Source organism: Streptomyces sp. NPDC031474 (assembly GCF_055581185.1).
Genome location: NZ_JBVIJX010000001.1, coordinates 265,568 through 288,684 on the forward strand (window position 1 = coordinate 265,568; position 23,117 = coordinate 288,684).

Consider the following 23,117-nt stretch of genomic DNA (forward strand, 5'->3'; position numbering starts at 1 on the left):
GGCCGGAGTAGGCCGGGCGGGCCGGAGTAGGCCGGGCGGGCCGCAGTGGGCCGGAGTAGGCCGGGCGGGCCGCAGTGGGCCGGGCGGGCCGCAGTCGGCCGGAGTAGGCCGGGCGGGCCGCAGTGGGCCGGGCGGGCCGCAGTCGGCCGGAGTAGGCCGGGCGGGCCGGAGTAGGCCGGGCGGGCCGCAGTGGGCCGGAGTAGGCCGGGCGGGCCGCAGTGGGCCGGGCGGGCCGCAGTGGGCCGGGCGGGCCGCAGTGGGCCGGAGTGCCGCAGTGGGCCGGGCGGGCCGCAGTGGGCCGGAGTGCCGCAGTGGGCCGGGCGGGCCGCAGTGGGCCGGAGTGCCGCGGCGGGCCGGAGTAAGCCGGGCGGGCCGCGCATCCCAGCACTGGCGGGACGCCGCCCGCACCCACCCGTCCGCGCATCCCAGCGCTGACAGGGCACCGCCCGCGCTCACCCGTGCCGCCCCAGCGGCAAGACTGCGCGCGGACTTGACCGCGGTCCGCGCACGCGGACTGCCCGGCTCGGCGACCCGCAGGCCGGCGGCATGAACGGAGGGCTCGTCATCGCCCTGCCGGCGCTGACGAACCCCCCGTCCGACCGCCGGAGGCTAGTGCGCCGCCGACTCCCAGTCCGTGCCCGCGCCGACCGAGACGCCCAGGGGGACGTTGAGGTGGACGGCGTCGGCCATCTCGCGGCGGACCAGTTCCTCCGCCGCCGCGCGCTCGCCGGGGGCGATCTCCAGGACGATTTCGTCGTGGACCTGGAGCAGCATGCGGGACTTGAGGTCCGCCGCTTGCAGGGCGGCGTCCACCTTCAGCATGGCGATCTTGACGATGTCGGCCGCCGTGCCCTGGATCGGCGCGTTGAGGGCCATCCGCTCGGCGGCCTCGCGGCGCTGACGGTTGTCGCTGTTGAGGTCGGGCAGGTAGCGGCGGCGGCCGAACAGCGTCGCCGTGTAGCCGGTGGCCCGTGCCTCGTCGACCGCGCGGCGCAGGTAGTCCCGGACGCCGCCGAAGCGCTCGAAGTAGGCGTCCATCAGGGCCCGTGCCTCGCCTGCGTCGATGTTCAGCTGCTGGGACAGGCCGAACGCGGACAGGCCGTAGGCCAGGCCGTAGGACATGGCCTTGATCTTGCGGCGCATCTCCGCGTCGACCGCGCCCGGCTCGACGGCGAACACCTGGGAGGCGGCCGTGGTGTGCAGGTCCTCGCCGGAGGTGAACGCCTCGATGAGGCCCTCGTCCTCGGAGAGGTGGGCCATCACGCGCAGTTCGATCTGGCTGTAGTCGGCCGTCATCAGCGACTCGAAGCCCTCGCCGACGACGAAGCCGCGGCGGATCGCCCGGCCCTCGTCCGTGCGGACGGGGATGTTCTGCAGGTTCGGGTCCGTGGACGACAGGCGGCCGGTCGCGGCGACCGTCTGGTTGAACGTGGTGTGAATACGGCCGTCGGCGGCGATCGTCTTGATCAGGCCCTCGACGGTGACGCGGAGTTTCGCCTGCTCGCGGTGGCGGAGCATGATGACCGGCAGCTCGTTGTCGGTCTGACCGGCGAGCCAGGCCAGGGCGTCGGCGTCGGTGGTGTAGCCGGTCTTGGTCTTCTTCGTCTTCGGCAGGCCCAGCTCGCCGAAGAGGACCTCCTGGAGCTGCTTGGGCGAGCCCAGGTTGAACTCGTGGCCGGCCGCCGCGTGCGCTTCCTTCACCGCCTGCTGGACGGCGCCCGCGAACATCTGCTCCATGGCCTCGAGGTGGGCGCGGTCGGCGGCGATGCCGTGCCGCTCCATGCGGGCCAGGAGGGCGGAGGTGGGCAGCTCCATGCCGCCCAGCAGGTCGGCCGCGCCGACCTCTTCCAGACGGCCGCGGAAGGCCTCGCCGAGGTCGACGACCGTGCGGGCCTGCACCATGAGGGCCTCGGCCTCGGCGCCGTCGTCCGCGCCGAAGGCGAGCTGGCCGTCGGCCGCGGCGGCCGGGGCCAGTTCACGTCCCAGGTACTCCAGGGACAGCGCGTCCAGGTCGAAGGAGCGGCGGCCCGGCTTGACCAGGTAGGCGGCGAGCGCCGTGTCCATGGAGATGCCGGTGACGGACCAGCCGTGCTCGGCGAAGACGCGCATGGCGCCCTTGGCGTTGTGCAGGACCTTGGGGCGGTCCGCGGCGGCGAGCCAGGCCGCCCACGCGTTCTCGTCGCTCTCGTCGAGCTCCGCCGGGTCGAACCAGGCGGCCGCTCCGCCGGCCGCGGCGAGCGCGACCTCGGCGACCGAGCCGGCACCCAGCGCCCAGGTGTCGACGGTGGCGACGCCGAGGGTCTGGGCGCCGTGCGCGGCGAGCCAGCCCGCCAGCTCGCCGGTGACCAGGACCGTGCCGTCCAGCTCCACGCCGCCGGTGACCACCGGGGCCGCCTCGGCCTCCGCGCTGCCCGGGTCGACGGCGAGGAGCCGCTCGCGCAGCGAGGGGTTCCTGATCTCCAGGGTGTCCAGGATCATCGCGACGGCCGTGCGGTCGTACGGGGTGCGCTCCAGTTCGCCGACCGCCTTGGGCAGCTCGACGGTGCGGACCATCTCGGTGAGGCGGCGGTTGAGCTTGACGGCCTCCAGGTGGTCGCGCAGGTTCTGCCCGGCCTTGCCCTTGACCTCCTCGACGCGCTCGACGAGCTCCGCGAACGAACCGAACTGGTTGATCCACTTCGCGGCGGTCTTCTCGCCGACGCCGGGGATGCCGGGGAGGTTGTCGGACGGGTCGCCGCGCAGGGCCGCGAAGTCGGGGTACTGGGCGGGCGTCAACCCGTACTTCTCGACGACCTTCTCCGGGGTGAAGCGGGTCAGCTCGGAGACGCCCTTCGTCGGATACAGCACCGTGGTGTGCTCGGACACCAGCTGGAAGGAATCCCGGTCGCCGGTGACGATGAGCACCTCGAAGCCGGCGGCCTCGGCCTGGGTGGCGAGCGTGGCGATCACGTCGTCGGCCTCGAAGCCGTCGATCGCGAAGCGTGAGACGTGCATCGCGTCGAGGAGCTCGCCGATCAGCTCGACCTGCCCCTTGAACTCGTCGGGCGTCTTGGAGCGGTTCGCCTTGTACTCGGTGAACTCCTCGGAGCGCCAGGTCTTGCGGGAGACGTCGAAGGCGACCGCGAAGTGCGTGGGCTCCTCGTCGCGCAGGGTGTTGGCCAGCATCGACGCGAAGCCGTAGATCGCGTTCGTCGGCTGGCCCGTCGCGGTGGTGAAGTTCTCCGCGGGCAGCGCGAAGAACGCGCGGTAGGCCAGCGAGTGCCCGTCCATGAGCATCAGGCGCGGGCGGCTCTCGCCGGAGGGGGTGTCGGTCTTCTTCGCTGCTGTCTCTGCCACGCCCCCGATCCTGCCACGCCCCACTGACACTCGGCCCCGGGCCGTCGCAGAGGGGGGCCTCCCGCACGTTAACGCCGTCACGGCCTCGTGCGAGGATCGGGGCGGTGTGCGACACGCGTGTGCGACACAGGTGAGCGAAGGAGAGCGTGCGATGGCAACCAAGCCGCCCAAAGCCGATCCGGTCCAGGACGCCCCACAGGTCACCGATCCGAAGCACGCGGCGGCGGGCCTGCCGGCCGTCGGACACTCCCTGCGCATCGCGCAGCAGCAGATGGGTGTGAAGCGCACCGCGCTGACCTTGCTGCGCGTGAACCAGAAGGACGGCTTCGACTGCCCGGGCTGCGCCTGGCCGGAGCCCGAGCACCGGCACGCCGCGGAGTTCTGCGAGAACGGTGCGAAGGCGGTCGCCGAGGAGGCGACGCTGCGCCGAATCACCCCCGAGTTCTTCGCCGCGCACCCCGTCGCCGACCTCGCCGGCCGCAGCGGCTACTGGCTGGGCCAGCAGGGGCGGCTCACGCACCCCATGTACCTGCCCGAGGGCGGTGAGCGCTACGAGCCGGTCTCCTGGGAGCGTGCCTTCGACATCATCGCCGAGGAGACGGCGGCCCTCGCCTCTCCCGACGAGGCCGTCTTCTACACGTCGGGCCGCACCAGCAACGAGGCGGCGTTCCTGTACCAGCTGTTCGCGCGCGAGCTGGGCACGAACAACCTGCCGGACTGCTCCAACATGTGCCACGAGTCGTCCGGCTCGGCCCTGTCGGAGACCATCGGCATCGGCAAGGGCAGCGTCCTGCTGGAGGACCTCTACAAGGCCGACCTGATCATCGTCGCCGGGCAGAACCCGGGCACGAACCATCCGCGGATGCTGTCCGCGCTGGAGAAGGCCAAGGCGGGCGGGGCGAAGATCATCAGCGTCAACCCGCTGCCGGAGGCGGGTCTGGAGCGGTTCAAGAACCCGCAGACCCCGCAGGGCATGGTCAAGGGCGCCGCGCTCACCGACCTGTTCCTGCAGATCCGCATCGGCGGCGACCAGGCCCTCTTCCGTCTCCTCAACAAGCTGATCCTGGAGACGGACGGCGCGCTCGACGAGGCGTTCATCGGCGCACACACGCACGGCTTCGAGGAGTTCGCCGAGGCCGCCCGTGCCGCCGACTGGGACGAGACGCTCACCGCGACGGGTCTCACGCGCGCGCAGATCGAGGAGACGCTGCGCATGGTGCTCGCCTCGAAGCGCACCATCGTCTGCTGGGCGATGGGCCTCACCCAGCACAAGCACTCCGTGCCGACGATCCGCGAGGTCGTCAACTTCCTGCTGTTGCGCGGCAACATAGGCCGGCCGGGCGCGGGGGTGTGCCCGGTGCGCGGTCACTCCAACGTGCAGGGCGACCGCACCATGGGCATCTTCGAGCGGCCCGCGCCGGCCTTCCTGGACGCCCTGGAGAAGGAGTTCGGCTTCGCGCCCCCGCGCGAGCACGGCTTCGACGTCGTCCGCGCGATCCGCGCGCTGCGCGACGGCGAGGCGAAGCTGTTCTTCGCCATGGGCGGCAACTTCGTGTCGGCCTCCCCCGACACCGACGTCACGGAGGCGGCCATGCGGCGCGCCCGCCTGACGGTGCACGTGTCGACGAAGCTGAACCGCTCGCACGTCGTCACGGGCGCGCGTGCCCTGATTCTGCCGACCCTGGGCCGTACCGAGCGCGATGTGCAGGCCGGCCCGAACGGGAAGGGCACGGAGCAGTTCGTGACCGTCGAGGACTCCATGGGCATGGTGCACGCCTCGCGGGGGCGCCTGGCGCCGGCGAGCGCCCAGCTGCTGTCGGAGCCGGCCATCGTGTGCCGCCTGGCCCGGCGGGTGCTGGGCGAGGACAGCAAGGTGCCGTGGGAGGAGTTCGAGAAGGACTACGCCTCGATCCGTGACCGCATCGCACGCGTGATCCCCGGCTTCGAGGACTTCAACGCGCGCGTGGCCCGCCCGGGCGGCTTCACTCTCCCGCACGCCCCGCGCGACGAGCGCCGCTTCCCCACCGCCACCGGCAAGGCCAACTTCACCGCCGCGCCGGTGGAGTACCCGAAGCTGCCCAAGGGCCGCCTGCTGCTGCAGACGCTGCGCTCGCACGACCAGTACAACACCACGATCTACGGCCTCGACGACCGCTACCGGGGCATCAAGAACGGTCGCCGGGTCGTCCTGGTCAACGCGGACGACGCGCGCGCGTTCGGGCTCGCCGAGGGGTCGTACGTGGACCTGGTGAGCGAGTGGAAGGACGGCGTGGAGCGGCGGGCGCCCGGGTTCCGGGTCGTGTTCTACCCGACGACCCGGGGCTGTGCGGCCGCCTACTATCCGGAGACCAACGTGCTGGTCCCGCTGGACGCCACCGCCGACACCAGCAACACCCCGGCCAGCAAGTCCGTCGTCGTCCGTCTGGAACAATCGTCCACCGACTGAGCGTTTGCTCAGTGACGCTGGACTGTGATCGACGAACGGAGCCGGCCCCATGGGCGAGCAGCAGCACGTGAACTTCCCGCAAGAGGTCATCGACGAGTACGCGGCGCTCGGCGTCGACCTGCCCGCCCTGTTCTCCGCCGGTCACCTCGGCACCCGCATGGGCGTGCAGATCGTCGAAGCGTCCGCGGACCGGGTCGTCGGCACCATGCCCGTCGAGGGAAACACCCAGCCCTACGGACTGCTGCACGGCGGCGCCTCCGCGGTCCTCGCCGAGACCCTCGGCTCGGTCGGCTCCATGCTGCACGCCGGCAGCTCCAAGATCGCCGTCGGCGTCGACCTCAACTGCACCCACCACCGGGGCGTGCGCTCCGGCCTGGTCACCGGCGTGGCCACGCCCGTGCACCGCGGGCGCTCCACGGCGACGTACGAGATCGTGATCAGTGACGAGGAGGGGCGGCGGGTGTGCACCGCGCGGCTGACCTGTCTGCTGCGGGACGTGACGGCCGGCGACGCGGCGCACATCCGCGCGGCGAGCTGACGGCCACGGTGCCCCGACAGGCCCCGCCCGCATGCCCGTTACTCCCCGCCGCCCCGGCCGCCCGGCGTCGGGGCGGCACCGCGGAAGAGCCTCCACGGGCGACCGGCCGCGGGCTGGGCGGCCCGTACCGGATGAAGACCCACGAGGCCCCGGGCGGCGACCACGAGGGCCTCGCCGAGGCCGCCGGCGCCGTACAGACCGGCGGCGTGGGCGGCGACCGTGCCGGTCCGGTGCGCGAAGCGGGGCTCGTCGAACGCGGCGAGGCCTTCGAGGCCCTGGCCGCCCGCACCGACCGCCACCGCACCGACCGCCACCGCGCGGGCGGTGCGGGCAAGGGACCCCGGCCATGAGCGGCGTCGGCCCCGTGGAGCCAGGCGAGGGCACCGGCGCCGGCGCCTGGGACACCCCCGCACCCGCCCGCCGTCCCCTCGCCCGCCGCTACGCCGCCCACCGGCCGGCCGCCCGCGCCGTCCTCGCCGCCCTGCTGCTCCTCGCGGGCGGCGGCTACCTGTACGCGACCCGGCCCCACCACGCCCAACCGCCCACGCCCGCACCGCCGTTCCCGTCCCAGGTGGTCGACGTCAGCTATCTCGGCCAGATCGCCGTACCGCCCGGCACCCGACCGCGCACCTTCGCCTTCGAGGTGCTGCTCGCCGTGGACGCCGGCCCGCCGGTCACCGTGACCCGGCTGACCCAGCCGTACGCCGGACTCACCCTCACCTCGGCCCCGACAGCGCCTTTCCGGACAAAAGCAGGTTCCACCCGCAAGATCGTCATCACCATGCATGTGACGGAATGCAGAAAAGTGCCGGAGAATGCCGGACTCCCTTTCCTGGACGTAACTCTACGTAATGCGCGCGCAATACAAGTCCACAGTTTCATCCTGGGGGCCCGCTATGCGCAGGACCTCTCCAAGGCCCTGAAGGTCGCCTGCAGCAACGGTTCCCCGTAATCACCAAAACGCCTGAGACGCCTGAACCCATCAGGGTTCGTCCTGCACGTTCTCAACATGCGGACAGGGCGAATCGGCCTGAATTCCGCTGTTCCACCCGCCAAGTACCGCTCTGCATTACCTCGTGTCATAACAAGAGCGTCACAGCCTTGGTCAGACCCTCCTCCCCGTTACCTCCACCCGCTTAGAGTCACGCCCAGTCACCGCGCGGCCGGAATACCCCTTCGGACCGACGCTCGACTCGGCCTCTTCCAGGGGGGAGGGCCGCCCAGGGAAAGGACTGGAACGTGCGTCAACGTTCGCTCATCGCCATCACCGCCGCGCTGTCCGCGGGAGCACTCACCCTCACCGCCTGCGGCTCGCGCGACAGCGGCGACAAGGGCTCCGACAGCGGTGGCACCACCGTCACCATCGGAGTCGACGCGCCGCTGACCGGCGACCTGTCCGCTCTGGGCCTCGGCATCAAGAACTCCGCGGACCTCGCCGTCAAGAACGCCAACAAGGACAAGGTCGTCGACGGGGTCACCTTCAAGATCGTGGCCAAGGACGACCAGGCCCAGGCCTCCTCCGGCCAGCAGAACGCCACCGCCCTGGTCGCCGACAAGAGCGTCCTCGGCGTCGTCGGCCCGCTGAACTCCTCCGTGGCGCAGTCCATGCAGAAGGTCTTCGACGCGGCCAAGCTGGTCGAGGTCTCCCCGGCCAACACCAACCCGGCGCTGACCCAGGGCGACAACTGGTCGACCACGAAGGTCCGCCCGTTCAAGTCGTACTTCCGCACCGCGACCACGGACGCCATCCAGGGCCCGTTCGCCGCCGAGTACGTCTACACCACGGCCAAGAAGAAGAAGGTCTTCGTCATCGACGACAAGAAGACCTACGGCGCGGGCCTCGCCGCCACCTTCACCGAGGAGTTCAAGAAGCTCGGCGGCACGGTGGTCGGCACCCAGCACATCAACCCCGACACCAAGGACTTCTCCTCGGTCGCCACCCAGGTGAAGAACTCCGGCGCCGAGGCCGTCTACTACGGCGGTGAGTACCCGCAGGCCGGTCCGCTCAGCAAGCAGATCAAGGCCGCCGGCGCCAACATCCCGGTCGCGGGCGGCGACGGCATCTTCGACCCGACCTTCATCAAGCTGGCCGGCGCCAACAGCACCGGCGACCTCGCCACCTCGGTCGGCGCCCCGGTCGAGACGCTCGACTCGGCCAAGAAGTTCGTCGCCGACTACAAGGCCGGCGGCTACTCGGAGGAGTACGGCGCCTACGGCGGTTACTCCTACGACTCGGCCTGGGCGATCATCCAGGCCGTGAAGAAGGTCGTCGACGACAACGGCGGCAAGCTGCCCTCGGACGCCCGCGCCAAGGTCACCGCCGCCATGCAGAACGTCTCCTTCGACGGAGTGACCGGCAAGGTCTCCTTCGACGAGTTCGGTGACGCCACCAACAAGCAGCTCACCGTCTACGCCGTCAAGAACGGCGCCTGGGCGGCCGTCAAGTCCGGCACCTTCTCCGGCTGACCCCTCCCGCACCACTCACGAGCCGCGCGGGGCGCCGTTCCACAGGCGCCCCGCGCGTTCTCGCATCCGGCGCAATGACGAAATCCGTCGAAAATATCCGAATAGTCTCGGAGGACATGCGGTGAACGAACTGCCGCAGCAGCTGGTCAACGGCCTGCTACTGGGATCCATGTACGGGCTGGTCGCCATCGGCTACACGATGGTCTATGGCATCGTCCAGCTCATCAACTTCGCCCACGGTGAGATCTTCATGACCGGAGGCTTCGGCGCCCTGACGGTCTACCTCTACGTGCTGCCCGACGGCACGTCCATGTGGGTCGCCCTGCCGCTGATGCTCGTCGGCGCGATCATCGTCGCCGTCACCGTGGCCGTGGGAGCGGAACGGTTCGCTTACCGCCCACTGCGCACCGCCCCCCGCCTCGCCCCGCTCATCACCGCGATCGGCCTCTCGCTCGCCCTGCAGCAGGCGGTCTGGGCCTGGTACCCCAACGCCAAATCCTCGATCACCTTCCCCCAGATCGACGGCGGCCCCTTCCACATCGGCAACGTCACCATCCAGACCGGTGACATCTTCCTGGTGATCGCCGCCCCCATCAGCATGGCCGTCCTCGCGTACTTCGTGATGAAGACCCGCACCGGCCGCGGCATGCAGGCCACCGCCCAGGACCCCGACACCGCCAAGCTCATGGGCATCAACACCGACCGCATCATCGTGGTCGCCTTCGCCCTCGGCGCCACCTTCGCCGCCATCGGAGGCGTCGCCTACGGCCTCAAGTACGGCGAGGTCAACTTCAAGATGGGCTTCCTCCTCGGCCTCAAGGCGTTCACCGCGGCCGTCCTCGGCGGCATCGGCAACATCTACGGCGCCATGATCGGCGGCGTCGTCCTCGGCGTCGCGGAGACCCTGGCCTCCGCCTACATCTCCGACATCCCCGGCATGGAAAAGTTCGGCAGCCAGTCCTGGGCCGACGTCTGGGCCTTCGTACTCCTCATCCTCGTGCTGTTGTTCAGGCCCCAGGGCCTCCTCGGCGAGCGCGTCGCGGACAGGGCGTGACACCGATGACCACACAGACCACCGCGCCCCAGACCCCGGACACCCCTGCCGCACCCGGCCCCTCCGGACTCATCGCAATCCCGACGAACATCGCCCGCGCCCTCGCACTCGGCGGCGCCGTCCTCGCCATCATCTCGACGTTCATGTCGTGGACTTGGACCAGCCAATTCGCGGGCGACCTCACGGTCTACGGCTATCCGGCCGGCCTGCAGGTCCTCGTGCTCATCGGCGGCGCGCTCACCGCCCTCTTCGCCCTCGCCGGTTACGGCGTCAAGGGACTGCGTCACCTGGTCCCTGCCGGCGGTGACGCCGCCCTGAGATTCGCCGCGCTCGCCACCTTCGCCACCGCCTGGTACACGGTCATCGCGATCAGTTACGAACTCGGCGGTGTCGTCAACCTCGACCCGGGCGGCTTCATCGTCGCGATCGCCACGCTCACCGCCCTCGTCGGCGCCCTGGCCCTGCCGTTCGAGAAGCCCGAGCCCGACCCGATCGACCCGGACGACGACGCCTGGGAGCAGTTCAAGAACAAGGCCGCCCACAAGCGGGCGACCGTCAAGGCCGCCTTCGCCGCGGACTCCCCCGGCCCCGTCGGCAAACTCCCGTCCTGGGTCGAGATCCTCGTCATCATCGCCGTCATGGCCCTCGCCCTGACCGTCTTCACCTACGGCATCGGCACCCCGACCGACCAGGACGAACTCTTCATCGGGTTCCTCATCACCGCCGGCTTCGGCTTCGCCGCCCTCAACAAGTCCGGTCTCGTCGCCCAGGCCGCCCAGATCACCAGCCGGCACCAGACCATCACCGTCTTCGGCGCCTTCATCGCGGCGGCCCTCTTCCCCTTCACCCAGACCGACGACCAGTACGCGACCATCGGCGTCTACATCCTGATCTTCGCCACCGTCGCCCTCGGCCTCAACATCGTCGTCGGCCTCGCCGGCCTCCTCGACCTCGGCTACGTCGCCTTCCTCGGCGTCGGCGCCTACGCCGCGGCCCTCGTCTCCGGCTCCCCGAACTCCCCCTGGGACGTCCACTTCCCCTTCTGGGCCGCCGTTCTCGTCGGCGCCGCCGCCTCCCTCGCCTTCGGTGTCCTCATCGGCGCCCCGACCCTGCGACTGCGCGGCGACTACCTCGCCATCGTCACGCTCGGCTTCGGTGAGATCTTCCGGATCACCGCCAACAACCTCGACGGCACCTCCGGACCCGACATCACCAACGGCTCCAACGGCATCTCCTCCATCCCCGACCTGAACATCCTCGGCTGGGACCTCGGCACCCCGCACGACATCGCCGGCTTCACCATCGGCCGGTTCGCCAACTACTTCCTGCTGATGCTGCTCATCACGGCCGTCGTCGTCCTCGTCTTCCGGCGCAGCGGCGACTCCCGCATCGGCCGCGCCTGGGTCGCCATCCGCGAGGACGAGACCGCCGCCCTCGCCATGGGCATCAACGGCTTCAAGGTCAAGCTCATCGCCTTCGCCGTCGGCGCCTCCCTCGCCGGCCTCGCCGGCACCGTCCAGGCCCACGTCACCTACACCGTGACACCCGAGCAGTACCAGTTCGCCGGACCCATCCCGCCCAACTCCGCCTTCCTTCTCGCCGCGGTCGTCCTCGGCGGCATGGGCACCATCGGCGGGCCCCTCATCGGCGCCTCCCTGCTCTACCTCATCCCCAACAAGCTCCAGTTCCTCGGCGACTACCAGCTCTTCGCCTTCGGCGTCGCGCTCATCCTCCTGATGCGGTTCCGCCCCGAAGGCCTCGTCGCCAACCGGCGCCGCCAGCTGGAGTTCCACGAAGAGGCCGAAGCGCCCACCGTCCTGAGCAAGACAGGGGCCTGACCACACATGACCACCGACACCACCACCCCGGGCGCCAGCGCCCCCGGCGAAGTCGTACTCGACGCCCGCGGCGTCACCATGCGCTTCGGCGGCCTCACCGCCGTACGCAACGTCGACCTCACCGTCAACAGCGGCGAGATCGTCGGCCTCATCGGCCCCAACGGCGCCGGCAAAACCACCTTCTTCAACTGCCTCACCGGCCTCTACATCCCCACCGAGGGCGAAGTCCGCTTCAAGGGCAACGTCCTGCCGCCGAAGTCCTTCAAGGTCACCGCCGCCGGCATCGCCCGCACCTTCCAGAACATCCGCCTGTTCGGCAACATGACGGTCCTGGAGAACGTGCTCGTCGGCCGCCACACCCGCACCAAGGAAGGCTTCTGGTCCGCCGTCCTGCGCGGCCCCGGCTTCCACCGCGCCGAGAAGGCCTCCCGCGAACGGGCCATGGAACTCCTCGAGTTCATCGGCCTCCAGCACAAGGCCGAGCACCTCGCCCGCAACCTCCCCTACGGCGAGCAGCGCAAGCTCGAAATCGCCCGCGCCCTCGCCAGCGAGCCGGGCCTGCTCCTGCTCGACGAGCCGACCGCCGGCATGAACCCGCAGGAGACCCGCGCCACCGAGGAACTGGTCTTCGCCATCCGCGACAAGGGCATCGCCGTCCTCGTCATCGAGCACGACATGCGGTTCATCTTCAACCTCTGCGACCGCGTCGCCGTACTCGTCCAGGGCGAGAAGCTCGTGGAGGGCGACAGCGCCACCGTCCAGGGCGACGAGCGCGTCATCGCCGCCTACCTCGGAGAACCGTTCGACAACGCCCCCGGCGACGAGGAGATCGCCGAGGTCGAAGCCGCTGAGGCACACGCCGACGCGCCCGGCAAGGAGACCGACCGATGACCGCACTCCTCGAGGTCGAGGACCTCCGCGTCGCCTACGGCAAGATCGAAGCCGTCAAAGGCATCTCCTTCAAGGTCGACGCAGGCGAGGTCGTCACCCTCATCGGCACCAACGGCGCCGGCAAGACGACGACCCTGCGCACCCTGTCGGGCCTGCTCAAGCCGGTCGGCGGCCAGATCAAATTCAACGGCAAATCACTGAAGAAGATCCCCGCCCACGACATCGTCTCCCTCGGACTCGCCCACTCCCCCGAGGGGCGGCACATCTTCCCCCGCATGACCATCGAGGACAACCTCCGCCTCGGTGCCTTCCTCCGCAACGACAAGGCGGGCATCGAGAAGGACATCCAGCGCGCCTACGACCTCTTCCCCATCCTGGGAGAGCGCCGCAAGCAGGCCGCAGGCACCCTCTCCGGCGGCGAACAGCAGATGCTCGCCATGGGACGCGCGCTCATGTCTCAGCCGAAGCTGCTCATGCTGGACGAGCCCTCCATGGGCCTGTCCCCCATCATGATGCAGAAGATCATGGCGACGATCGTGGAGCTCAAGGCCCAGGGCATGACGATCCTGCTCATCGAGCAGAACGCCCAGGCCGCCCTCTCGCTCGCCGACCACGGCCACGTCATGGAGGTCGGCAACATCGTCCTCTCCGGCACCGGCCAGGACCTCCTGCACGACGAGTCCGTCCGCAAGGCGTACCTCGGCGAGGACTGAGTCCCTCCGGTCCTCCTACGGCAACGAGGCCCGCGCCCCTTCTCCGGGCGCGGGCCTCGTCGTGCGTACGGCGGGTGGATCAGCCCTTGTTCGACTTCTTCTCGTCGGCGTCCTGAATGACCGCCTCCGCGACCTGCTGCATCGACATCCGCCGGTCCATCGACGTCTTCTGGATCCACCGGAACGCGGCGGGCTCCGTCAGGCCGTACTCCGTCTGCAGGATCGACTTCGCGCGGTCGACCAGCTTGCGGGTCTCCAGACGCAGCGTGAGGTCCGCGACCTCGTTCTCCAGCTCACGCAGCTCCGTGAAACGGGACACGGCCATCTCGATCGCCGGTACGACGTCGCTCTTGCTGAACGGCTTCACCAGGTACGCCATCGCACCGGCGTCCCGGGCGCGCTCGACGAGGTCGCGCTGCGAGAACGCCGTGAGCATCAGCACCGGGGCGATGCGCTCCTCGGCGATCTTCTCCGCCGCCGAGATGCCGTCCAGCTTGGGCATCTTCACATCGAGGATGACCAGGTCCGGCTTGTGCTCGCGGGCGAGCTCGATGGCCTGCTCACCGTCACCGGCCTCACCGACGACGCTGTAGCCCTCTTCTTCGAGCATCTCTTTCAGGTCGAGCCGGATCAGGGCCTCGTCCTCGGCGATGACGACACGGGTCGTCAGCGGAGGCACGTGCGACTTGTCGTCGTCGGGCGCGTCTACGGGCTGGGGCGACTCGGGGGCGGTCACGGGGGCTCCTTGTTGCGGGCCGGGCAGGTACTGCTGCTTATGCAGCCTACCTAGAGGCGGGCAAGTACGGTGACCCGGTATGCTTCCGAGCAGCCAGTCCCGCCGGGTTGGTGGAATCGGCATACACACGGCCCTCAAAAGGCCGCGCCTCACGGCTTGCGGGTTCGAATCCCGCACCCGGCACCCTAAGCGGAGGTTCACATTCTCGTGAACCTCCGCTTTTTCATGCACACAGTTGCGATCAGTCACGCAGGGTGTTCGCATGAACTTCCACGGAACTGAGATTCGACAAAGGGCCGTCACGCTGCTGCGCGACGGGGCGCGCAACGCTGATGTGGCTCGCCAGTTGAGCATTCCGCTCGGCACAGTCGGCTACTGGAAACACATGGACCGCGCGAAACGCGGCGAGTGTCCCGGACGCACCCAACCGCCCTGTCCTCGATGCGAAGGCGAGCTGGACCACCCCGCATACTCCTACCTCCTGGGCCTGTACCTCGGCGACGGCCACATCATCCAGAACCGCGCGATGCGAGTGCCCAGCCTGTCCGTCTCATGTGCTGACGCTCACCCCGGGCTCATGGACGAGTGCGAGACTGCCATGCGGTCGGTCTTCCCCGGAAACTCGGTCTGCAGAGTCCGCCGTAAGGGCTGCCGTGAGGTGAAGCTCTACTCCAAGCACCTCTGGTGCCTCTTCCCCCAACACGGCCCCGGCAAGAAGCACGACCGCCCCATCGTCCTCGAACCCTGGCAACAAGGCATCGTCGATGCACACCCCTGGGAGTTCATCCGCGGCCTCATCCACTCCGACGGATGCCGCATCACCAACTGGACCGAGAAGACCGTCGGCGGCGAACGCAAGCGCTATGAATACCCGCGGTACTTCTTCACCAACGTCTCCGACGACATCCGGCGGCTCTTCACCGACACCCTCGACAAGCTGGACATCGGGTGGACGCGATGCACCCGCCACGGGAACCCCTACAACATCTCCGTCGCCAAGAAAGCGCATGTAGCCCTACTCGACGCCCACGTAGGCCCCAAGCACTGACCGGACCAACCCCTACTTCGGGCTGTCGTCCTCCCCGATGTGGTGGACGCGGACCAGGTTCGTCGCGCCCGAGACTCCCGGAGGCGAACCTGCCGTGATCACCACCACGTCGCCCTTCTCGCAGCGGCCGTACTTCAACAACAACTCGTCCACCTGGTCGACCATCGCGTCCGTCGAGTCCGCGAGCGGGCCGAGGAACGTCTCGACGCCCCACGTCAGGTTCAGCTGGGAGCGTGTCGCCGGTTCCGGGGTGAAGGCGAGGAGCGGGATCGGGGAGCGGTAGCGGGACAGGCGGCGTACCGTGTCACCGCTCTGGGTGAAGGCGACCAGGAACTTCGCGCCGAGGAAGTCGCCGATCTCGGCCGCCGCGCGGGCGACCGCGCCGCCCTGGGTGCGGGGCTTGTTCGACTCCGTCAGCGGGGGCAGGCCCTTGGCAAGGATGTCCTCTTCCGCCGCTTCGACGATCTTGGCCATGGTGCGGACCGTCTGGATGGCGTACTTGCCCACGCTGGTCTCGCCGGAGAGCATCACGGCGTCCGTGCCGTCGATGACCGCGTTGGCCACATCGCTCGCCTCGGCGCGGGTCGGCCGCGAGTTCTCGATCATGGAGTCGAGCATCTGGGTGGCGACGATCACCGGTTTGGCGTTGCGCTTCGCCAGTTTGATGGCGCGCTTTTGGACGATCGGGACCTGTTCGAGCGGCATCTCGACGCCGAGGTCGCCACGGGCCACCATGATCCCGTCGAACGCCGCCACGATCTCGTCGATGTTCTCGACGGCCTGGGGCTTCTCGATCTTGGCGATGACGGGGAGCCGGCGGCCCTCTTCGTCCATGATGCGGTGGACGTCCACGATGTCGTTGCCGCTGCGTACGAAGGAGAGTGCGATGACGTCGAAGCCGGTGCGCAGTGCCCAGCGCAGGTCGTCCTCGTCCTTCTTCGACAGGGCGGGGACCGAGACGGCCACTCCGGGCAGGTTGAGGCCCTTGTGGTCGGAGATGACGCCCCCCTCCACCACGCGTGTGTGGACGCGGGGCCCGTCGACGGAGGTCACCTCCAGGCAGACCTTGCCGTCGTCGACGAGGATGTGCTCGCCGGGTGTGACGTCCTGTGCGAGGCCGGCGTATGTGGTCCCGCAGCGCTTGCCGTCGCCTGCGACGCCCTCCTCGACGGTGATGGTGAAGGTGTCGTCGCGTTCAAGGAGTACGGGGCCTTCTGCGAAGTGGCCGAGGCGGATCTTCGGGCCTTGAAGGTCGGCGAGGATGCCGACGCTGTGGCCGGTTTCGTCGGAGGCCTTGCGGACGCGGTGGTAGCGCTCCTCGTGTTCGGCGTGGCTGCCGTGGCTGAGGTTGAAGCGGGCGACGTCCATTCCGGCGTCGACCAGGGCTTTGAGCTGGTCGTACGAGTCGGTGGCGGGGCCCAGTGTGCAGACGATTTTTGCTCGGCGCATGTTTCGAGCTTATGTCTTACCGGTGGGTAGGGAATTGGTCGCACATGTCTGCTCAACAACCTTTGCGTGAAGGGTTGTTGACAACTAATAAATTGTGCATGGCTCCGCTCCTATGAGCATTCTGTCGAATGGGTGAATGCGTCGAATTCGCGGGCGGTGGATTCACAGGCGGGGTGGGTTCATCGTGAACTGTGCGCTCACTTCGGCGTGGACCTGGATGCGCTGGGGTTCCAGGTCGAGCGGGTCGGGTGCCGGTTCTCCTTTCGCCATGACGGCCGATCGGGTCATGCGGGCGCCGTAGGCGGCCTGGGGTCGTAGGCCGGAGGATCCGGTTCCGGTGTCGGCGAGTTCGATCAGTGCAGCGACCGTGGCGCCCAGGGCTTCCGCGTATTCCTTGGCTCGCTGCACGGCTTCGTGTACGGCCTGCTGGCGGGCCCGGCGGTGGACCGGTGAGTCGGTGCGCAGTGCCCACCAGGGGCCGTCGACCCGGGTCAGGTCCAGGTCGGCCAGTCGTGTGGTGAGTTCGCCGAGGGCGGTGAAGTCGGTGAGTTCGGCGGTGAGGTGGACGGTGCCGTGGTAGGTGCGGATGCGTTCGCCTCGGCCGCGTTGGCCGAGTTCGGGGGTGATGGAGACCGCGCCGGTGGAGACGTTGTCGACGGCGTCGCCGTAGGACTTGACGAGGTCCAGGACCGTTGCGTTGCGGTGGGTGAGGTCGGCGAGGGTGGTGCGGCGGTCTTTGCCGCGGGCGGTGACGGTGACGCCGATGCGGGCGATCTCGGGGTCGACTTCGAGTTCGGCCTCGCCGCGGACCGCGAGGAGGGGGGCGTCGGGGGTGCCGTACGGGGGAATCTGCGGGGAGGTCATACGTCCCAGGTTGTCATGGCTTTGCCTGTTGAGGGGCCGGAGTTGACCTCTGTGGTCATCAGATCGCAACCTCCTGGACCTGTTGCGGTCGGTCATGAACGGGTCAGAATCTACGCGCGTCGTTGACCATTCCCCGAGGAGTACGAGACATGCCGTTGAACCGTCGGAAGTTCCTGAAGAAGTCCGCCGTGACCGGGGCGGGGGTGGCGGTCGCGGGTGCGGCTGCGGCTCCGTCGGCGCAGGCCGCGGCGGCGGACAGGCCGGCTGGGCCGGTCAGGCAGCCGAAGCGGTATGCGCTGACGGTGCTGGGGACGACGGACCTGCACGGTCATGTCTTCAACTGGGACTACTTCAAGGACGCGGAGTACAAGGACGCTGCGGGCAATGCGCAGGGGCTGGCGCGTATCTCGACGCTGGTGAACCGGATCCGTGCGGAGAAGGGGCGGCAGAACGTCCTGCTGCTGGATGCGGGCGACACGATTCAGGGCACGCCGCTGACGTACTACTACGCGAAGGTGGATCCGATCACCGCCAAGGGTGGTCCGGTGCATCCGATGGCGCAGGCGATGAACGCGATCGGGTACGACGCGGCGGCGCTGGGCAACCACGAGTTCAACTACGGGATCGAGACGCTGCGGAAGTTCGAGTCGCAGCTGCGTTTTCCGCTGCTGGGCGCGAACGCGGTGGACGCCAAGACGCTGAGGCCGGCGTTCCCTCCGTACGTCATCAAGACGTTCTGTGTGAAGGGTGCGCCGCCGGTGAAGGTCGCGGTGCTGGGGCTGACGAACCCGGGTATCGCGATCTGGGACAAGGCTTATGTGCAGGGCAAGCTGGCGTTTCCGGGGTTGGAGGAGCAGGCGGCGAAGTGGGTGCCGAAGCTGAAGTCGCTGGGTGCGGATGTGGTCATCGTGTCGGCGCATTCGGGCTCGTCGGGCACGTCGTCGTACGGTGACCAGTTGCCGTATGTGGAGAATTCGGCGGCGTTGGTGGCGCAGCAGGTGCCGGACATCGACGCGGTTCTGGTGGGGCATGCGCATGTGGAGATTCCGGAGCTGAAGGTCACGAACGCGAAGACCGGGAAGACGGTCGTGTTGTCGGAGCCGTTGGCGTATGCGGAGCGGCTGTCGATGTTCGATGTCGAGCTGGTGTTCGAGAGGGGGAGGTGGGTCGTCGAGTCGGTTTCGTCGAAGGTGTTGAACTCCAACTCTGTGGCGGACGACCCGAAGATCACGAAGTTGCTGGGTGACGAGCACGCGAAGGTCGTGGCGTATGTCAACCAGGTGGTGGGTACGGCGACGGAGACGTTGACGACGGTCGAGGCGCGGTACAAGGACGCTCCGATCATCGACCTGATCACGAAGGTGCAGGAGGACGTCGTCAAGGCGGCGCTGGCCGGTACGTCGTATGCGTCACTGCCGGTGATCGCGCAGGCTTCGCCGTTCTCGCGGACGTCGGAGATTCCGGCCGGGAAGGTGACGATCCGGGATCTGTCGAGCCTGTATGTGTACGACAACACGCTGGTGGCGAAGTTGCTGACGGGTGCGCAGGTGCGTGCGTACCTGGAGTACTCGGCGCAGTATTTCGTGCAGACGGCGGCGGATGCGGTGGTGGACACGGAGAAGCTGACGAACGCGGCGGGGCGTCCGGACTACAACTACGACTATGTGTCGGGTCTTGGGTACGAGATCGACATCGCGCAGGCGGTGGGTTCGCGGATCAGGAACCTGACGTACAACGGTGTGGCGTTGGACGATGCGCAGCAGTTCGTGCTGGCGGTGAACAACTATCGGGCCAATGGCGGTGGGGCGTTCCCGCATGTGGCGTCGGCGCAGGAGTTGTGGTCGGAGTCGACGGAGATCCGTACGCGGATTTCGGAGTGGGTGACTGCGAAGGGTGTGCTGGATCCGAAGGACTTCGCGTCGGTCGACTGGAGGCTGACGCGGGAGGGTACGCCGGTGTTCTAGCGCAGGACGGTGTGTTTCCAGAGGGCCGTCGCTTCGTCGGCGGCCCCTGGTGCGGTGAGCAGCAGTGGGGTGTTGTAGGGCGGGAGTCGGGGGATTGCGACGGCTCCCGCCTCTGTTGCGATGAGCAGGGGTGGGAGGCCGTCGACGGGGTGGAATTCGCCGATGGCGGCTGCGGTGGCGCGGCCGGCTGCGACCTGGGCGAGGGAGAGGGCGGTGGAGCCCATGACGCGTACGGTGCAGTGGCGGTCGGCGAGTTGTCGTAGGAGGTCGTCCATGCCGGGCCAGTGGGCGTGGGCGGCCCATTCGGTGAGGAAGACGTGGCCGGTGAGGGTGGTGTGGTGGGCGGCGTGGATGGGGTGGCCGTTGAGGTGGGCGCCGCCGCCGCGGGTGGCGGTGAAGATCTCGTGTCGCCAGGGGTCGGCGACGACGCCGAGGAGGGGTTCGCCGTGTGGGGTGGCGAGGCCGAGGGAGAAGGAGCACCAGCCGAGGCCGTGGGCGTAGTTGGTGGTGCCGTCGACGGGGTCGATGAGCCAGTGGGGGGCGCCGGGGGTGCCTTGGTGGACGCCGTGTTCCTCGCCTTCGATGCCGTAGGCGGGGAATTCGCGGCGCAGGATGGTGCGGACGTGGGTTTCGATGGCTTCGTCGGTGGCGGTGACGATGTCGGCGGGGCCGGCTTTTTCGCGTATGTCGCTTGTGTCGTCGGTGGTGCGTGGGCGGCGGATGCGTTCCGAGGCCCAGGCGGCGAGTTCGGTTGCGATGGTCAGTTCGCGGTCCATGTGCTGTCCACCGTCGCCGTTGTTGTGTCGTGCCGACCGTTCGGGGTCATGGTACGGGTCAGTCTTTGAGGGGTACGAAGGTGCCGCGTCGGGTGCCGGTGGCGGTGCCGGTGGTGGTGATGGTGGTGGTGGTGTTGCGTGTTTGGCGGGGTACGGAGGGTTCGAGGCCGAAGGTGGTGAAGGCGGTGCGGGTGGGGAGGGGGTAGGTCTCTTTGGCGGTGAGGGTGTTGAGGATGGTGGCGCTGCGCCAGGCGGCGAGGCCGAGGTCGGGGGCTCCTACGCCGTGGGTGTGGCGTTCGGCGTTCTGGACGTAGACGTTGCAGCCGGTGGCGGTGATGGAGGGGTCGAGGATGAGGCGGAAGTGTTCGTCGATGCGGGGGCGTTCGCTGTTGTCGCGGCGGATGTAGGGGTCGAGTCCGGCGAGGAGGTGGTCGAGGGGGCGTTCGCGGTGGCCGGTGGCGAGGACGACGGCGTCGGTGGTGAGGCGGGTGCGGGTGTTCTGCTGGATGTGTTCGAGGTGGAGTTCGATTTTGGTGGTGGCGATGCGGCCTGCGGTGCGGACGCGGACGCCGGGGGTGAGGACGGCGTCGGGCCAGGCGTTGTGGAGGGTGCGGCGGTAGAGCTCGTCGTGGATGGCGGCGAGGGTGTCGGCGTCGATGCCTTTGTGGAGTTGCCATTGGGTGCCGACGACGCGGTCGCGGGTGTTTTCGGGGAGGGCGTGGAAGTAGCGGGTGTAGTCGGGGGTGAAGTGTTCGAGGCCGAGTTTGGAGTACTCCATGGGGGCGAACGCGTCGGTGCGGCCGATCCAGTGGAGTTGTTCGCGGCCGGTGGGGCGATGGCGCAGGAGGTCGAGGAAGATCTCGGCGCCGGACTGTCCGGAGCCGACGACGGTGATGTGGCCGGCGGTGAGGAGGGTGTCGCGGTGGGTGAGGTAGTCGGTGGCGTGGAGGACGGGGACGCCTGGGGTGTCGGCGAGGGGGCGTAGGGCGTCGGGGATGTGGGGTTCGGTGCCGATGCCGATGACGATGTTCTTGGTGTGGGTGCGGCCGAGGGCTTCGGCTTCGCCGTCGGTGTCGAGTTGGGTGAAGTCGACTTCGAAGACGTCGCGTTCGGGGTTCCAGCGGACGGCGTCGGCGTGGTGGCGGAAGCGGAGGCCGGGGAGGTTGTCGGCGACCCAGCGGCAGTAGGTGTCGTATTCGGCGCGGTGGGTGTGGAAGCGCTCGGCGAAGTAGAAGGGGTAGAGGCGGTGGTGGGCTTTGAGGTAGTTGAGGAAGCTCCAGGGGTTGGTGGGGTCGGCGAGGGTGACGAGGTCGGCGAGGAAGGGGACCTGGATGCGGGCGCCGTCGATGAGGAGGCCGGGGTGCCAGTCGAAGCGGGGGCGTTGTTCGTAGAAGACGGTGTCGAGGTGGGTGAGGGGTTGGGCGAGGGCGGCGAGGGAGAGGTTGCAGGGGCCGATGCCGATGCCGACGAGGTCGCGGGGGGTGTCGGTGCCGGGGTGTGGGGGCGTGGTGGGGGGTGGCGTGCTCATGTGGGGGTGTTTCCTTCTACCAGTTTCAGGAGGGCGGCGAGGTCGTCGGGTCGGGTGTGGGGGTTGAGGAGGGTGGTCTTGAGCCAGAGCCGTCCGTGGAGGTGGGCGCGGCCGAGGACGGCGTGGCCGTCGGTGAGGAGGCGGCGGCGTATCTCGGCGACGGTGGTGTCGGTGGCGCCGGTGGGGCGGAAGAGGACGGTGCTGATGGTGGGTGCGGCGTGGAGTTCGAGGCGGGGGTGTGCGGTGATGAGGTCGGCGAGGTGGTGGGCGTGGGCGCAGACCTGGTCGACGAGGGCGCCGAGGCCGGTGCGGCCGAGGGTTTTGAGGGTGACGGCGATCTTGAGGGTGTCGGGGCGGCGGGTGGTGCGCAGGGAGCGGCCGAGGAGGTCGGGGAGGCCGGCTTCGGTGTCGTCGTCGGCGTTGAGGTAGTCGGCGTGGTGGTGCAGGGCGGTGAGGTCGTGGTGGTCGCGGACGGCGAGGAGTCCGGCGGCGATGGGTTGCCAGCCGAGTTTGTGCAGGTCGAGGGTGACGGTGTCGGCGGCGCTCAGGCCGGTGAGCCGGTGCCGGTGGCGGTCGCTGAAGAGGAGGCCTGCGCCGTAGGCGGCGTCGATGTGCAGGCGGGCGCGGTGGGTGCGGCAGACGGCGGCGATGTCGGGGAGCGGGTCGATGAGTCCGGCGTCGGTGGTGCCGGCGGTGGCGGTGACGAGGTGGGGGCCGGGGTGGGTGGTGAGGGCGTTGTGGAGTGCGGTGGGATCGAGGGTGCCGGTGGGTGCGGGGACGGTCACCGGGTCGGGCAGGCCGAGGAGCCAGGCGGCGCGGGGGAGGGAGTGGTGGGCGTTGGCTCCGCGGACGAGGCGGACGGTGGGGCCGAGGGTTTCGCGGGCGAGGAGGAGGGCGAGTTGGTTGGATTCGGTGCCGCCGGTTGTCATCACGGCGTCGGGTGTGGGGGTGGGTGGGGTGTCCGGGTAGACCTCTTTGGCGAGTTGCCGGGTCACCAGGGTCTCCAGCTCCGAGGCTGCCGGTGCCTGGTCCCAGGAGTCCAGGGAGGGGTTGAGGGCCAAGACCGCGAGGTCTGCTGCCGTTGCGACGGCGAGGGGTGGGCAGTGCAGGTGGGCGGCGCAGAGGGGGTCGGCGGGGTCGGCGGCGCCTTCGGCGAGGGCGTGGACGAGGGCGGGCAGGGCGCCGGGGTCGCCGTGTTCGGGGAGGAGGTCTCCCACCGCGTCCCGCATCCGTGCGGCGACGGCGTGGGGTCCGCCTGCGGGGAGTGGTCCGCCGCGTGTGCGGGCGCCGGCGTCGAGGGCGTCGAGGACGGCTGCGAGCAACGGGCGCAGGGCGTCGGGGCCTTGGGGGCCTGAGGCGAGGGGCGGCATGCTCACGGGACTCCTCCGGGGCGCGGGGTGGATGTCCGCAGGGGGGAGTTCCAGTTTGTCGGGGGTGGCGGCGGCGCGCCCGAAAAGCCCGGGAATCGGA

The 23,117-nt window shown here is 69.3% G+C and carries 18 protein-coding genes, 1 tRNA gene and 1 pseudogene; 12 read left to right on the forward strand and 8 right to left on the reverse strand.

Annotation, left to right across the window (positions count from 1 at the left end; all coding sequences use genetic code 11):
- Both ACZ5SK_RS01260 and polA read right to left on the reverse strand, forming a co-directional pair.
- Positions 1–424, reverse strand: a pseudogene (locus ACZ5SK_RS01260) (hypothetical protein); the annotation flags it as partial.
- A gap of 185 nt (positions 425–609) precedes the next feature.
- Positions 610–3,336 carry a DNA polymerase I gene (polA, locus tag ACZ5SK_RS01265; RefSeq protein ID WP_334580998.1) on the reverse strand — a complete coding sequence of 909 codons (2,727 nt, stop codon included), beginning with the start codon at positions 3,334–3,336 and terminating at the stop codon, positions 610–612.
- A gap of 151 nt (positions 3,337–3,487) precedes the next feature.
- Here polA and ACZ5SK_RS01270 point away from each other — a divergent pair, with 151 nt between their 5' ends.
- The 9 genes from ACZ5SK_RS01270 (at position 3,488) to ACZ5SK_RS01310 (ending at position 13,282) form a co-directional block, all read left to right on the forward strand.
- Positions 3,488–5,782 (forward strand): FdhF/YdeP family oxidoreductase, encoded by a 2,295-nt coding sequence (locus tag ACZ5SK_RS01270; RefSeq protein ID WP_468155779.1) that lies wholly within the window; start codon positions 3,488–3,490, stop codon positions 5,780–5,782.
- A gap of 49 nt (positions 5,783–5,831) precedes the next feature.
- Positions 5,832–6,320: a hotdog fold thioesterase gene (locus ACZ5SK_RS01275; protein WP_334580996.1), complete on the forward strand. Its 489-nt coding sequence runs from the start codon at positions 5,832–5,834 to the stop codon at positions 6,318–6,320.
- Positions 6,321–6,451: 131 nt separating this feature from the next.
- Positions 6,452–6,670, forward strand: a complete 219-nt coding sequence (locus tag ACZ5SK_RS01280; RefSeq protein WP_334580995.1) for a hypothetical protein — start codon at positions 6,452–6,454, stop codon at positions 6,668–6,670.
- Complete coding sequence (locus tag ACZ5SK_RS01285; RefSeq protein WP_334580994.1) at positions 6,667–7,272, forward strand: Tat pathway signal sequence domain protein; 606 nt, start codon at positions 6,667–6,669, stop codon at positions 7,270–7,272. The genes ACZ5SK_RS01280 and ACZ5SK_RS01285 overlap by 4 nt, the downstream gene beginning before the upstream one ends.
- A gap of 287 nt (positions 7,273–7,559) precedes the next feature.
- Positions 7,560–8,786 (forward strand): branched-chain amino acid ABC transporter substrate-binding protein, encoded by a 1,227-nt coding sequence (locus tag ACZ5SK_RS01290; RefSeq protein ID WP_334580993.1) that lies wholly within the window; start codon positions 7,560–7,562, stop codon positions 8,784–8,786.
- Between the two features lie 121 nt (positions 8,787–8,907).
- A complete protein-coding gene (locus ACZ5SK_RS01295) occupies positions 8,908–9,840 on the forward strand; it encodes a branched-chain amino acid ABC transporter permease (RefSeq protein WP_334580992.1) in 933 nt (310 codons plus the stop codon).
- 5 nt (positions 9,841–9,845) lie between these two features.
- Positions 9,846–11,678: a branched-chain amino acid ABC transporter permease gene (locus ACZ5SK_RS01300; RefSeq protein ID WP_334580991.1), complete on the forward strand. Its 1,833-nt coding sequence runs from the start codon at positions 9,846–9,848 to the stop codon at positions 11,676–11,678.
- A 6-nt stretch (positions 11,679–11,684) separates the two neighbouring features.
- Positions 11,685–12,569 carry an ABC transporter ATP-binding protein gene (locus ACZ5SK_RS01305; RefSeq protein WP_468575061.1) on the forward strand — a complete coding sequence of 295 codons (885 nt, stop codon included), beginning with the start codon at positions 11,685–11,687 and terminating at the stop codon, positions 12,567–12,569.
- Positions 12,566–13,282 (forward strand): ABC transporter ATP-binding protein, encoded by a 717-nt coding sequence (locus ACZ5SK_RS01310; RefSeq protein WP_334580989.1) that lies wholly within the window; start codon positions 12,566–12,568, stop codon positions 13,280–13,282. The genes ACZ5SK_RS01305 and ACZ5SK_RS01310 overlap by 4 nt, the downstream gene beginning before the upstream one ends.
- 79 nt (positions 13,283–13,361) lie before the next feature.
- Here ACZ5SK_RS01310 and ACZ5SK_RS01315 read toward each other — a convergent pair whose 3' ends face one another.
- Positions 13,362–14,018, reverse strand: a complete 657-nt coding sequence (locus ACZ5SK_RS01315) for an ANTAR domain-containing response regulator (RefSeq protein WP_399460833.1) — start codon at positions 14,016–14,018, stop codon at positions 13,362–13,364.
- 101 nt (positions 14,019–14,119) lie between these two features.
- On the opposite strand from ACZ5SK_RS01315, the gene ACZ5SK_RS01320 reads away from it, so the two are divergent.
- Both ACZ5SK_RS01320 and ACZ5SK_RS01325 read left to right on the forward strand, forming a co-directional pair.
- Positions 14,120–14,201 (forward strand) — tRNA-Leu (locus ACZ5SK_RS01320).
- Positions 14,202–14,280: 79 nt separating this feature from the next.
- Positions 14,281–15,066, forward strand: coding sequence for a helix-turn-helix domain-containing protein (locus ACZ5SK_RS01325; RefSeq protein ID WP_361700187.1), 786 nt, complete (start codon positions 14,281–14,283; stop codon positions 15,064–15,066).
- 12 nt (positions 15,067–15,078) lie between these two features.
- Here the strand turns inward: ACZ5SK_RS01325 and pyk are convergent, their stop codons facing one another.
- Positions 15,079–16,515 (reverse strand): pyruvate kinase, encoded by a 1,437-nt coding sequence (gene pyk, locus ACZ5SK_RS01330; protein WP_334580986.1) that lies wholly within the window; start codon positions 16,513–16,515, stop codon positions 15,079–15,081.
- Between the two features lie 162 nt (positions 16,516–16,677).
- Positions 16,678–17,379 carry an SIMPL domain-containing protein gene (locus ACZ5SK_RS01335; protein WP_468575064.1) on the reverse strand — a complete coding sequence of 234 codons (702 nt, stop codon included), beginning with the start codon at positions 17,377–17,379 and terminating at the stop codon, positions 16,678–16,680.
- 149 nt (positions 17,380–17,528) lie between these two features.
- On the opposite strand from ACZ5SK_RS01335, the gene ACZ5SK_RS01340 reads away from it, so the two are divergent.
- Positions 17,529–19,343: a bifunctional metallophosphatase/5'-nucleotidase gene (locus ACZ5SK_RS01340; protein ID WP_361700181.1), complete on the forward strand. Its 1,815-nt coding sequence runs from the start codon at positions 17,529–17,531 to the stop codon at positions 19,341–19,343.
- On the opposite strand, the gene ACZ5SK_RS01345 is transcribed toward ACZ5SK_RS01340, so the two are convergent.
- From ACZ5SK_RS01345 to ACZ5SK_RS01355, 3 genes are read right to left on the reverse strand one after another with little or no spacing between them, the layout of a single operon-like run.
- The gene (locus ACZ5SK_RS01345) at positions 19,340–20,119 is read right to left on the reverse strand and encodes an inositol monophosphatase family protein (protein ID WP_334580983.1); all 780 of its coding nucleotides are present in this window, start codon (positions 20,117–20,119) and stop codon (positions 19,340–19,342) included. The two genes, ACZ5SK_RS01340 and ACZ5SK_RS01345, sit on opposite strands and share 4 nt — an antisense overlap.
- 58 nt (positions 20,120–20,177) lie before the next feature.
- On the reverse strand, positions 20,178–21,647 hold the full coding sequence (locus ACZ5SK_RS01350) for a lysine N(6)-hydroxylase/L-ornithine N(5)-oxygenase family protein (protein ID WP_468575066.1): 1,470 nt from the start codon (positions 21,645–21,647) through the stop codon (positions 20,178–20,180).
- On the reverse strand, positions 21,644–23,023 hold the full coding sequence (locus tag ACZ5SK_RS01355) for a pyridoxal phosphate-dependent decarboxylase family protein (RefSeq protein ID WP_468575068.1): 1,380 nt from the start codon (positions 23,021–23,023) through the stop codon (positions 21,644–21,646). Before ACZ5SK_RS01355 ends, ACZ5SK_RS01350 begins: the two co-directional genes overlap by 4 nt.
- Positions 23,024–23,117 lie beyond the last annotated feature (94 nt).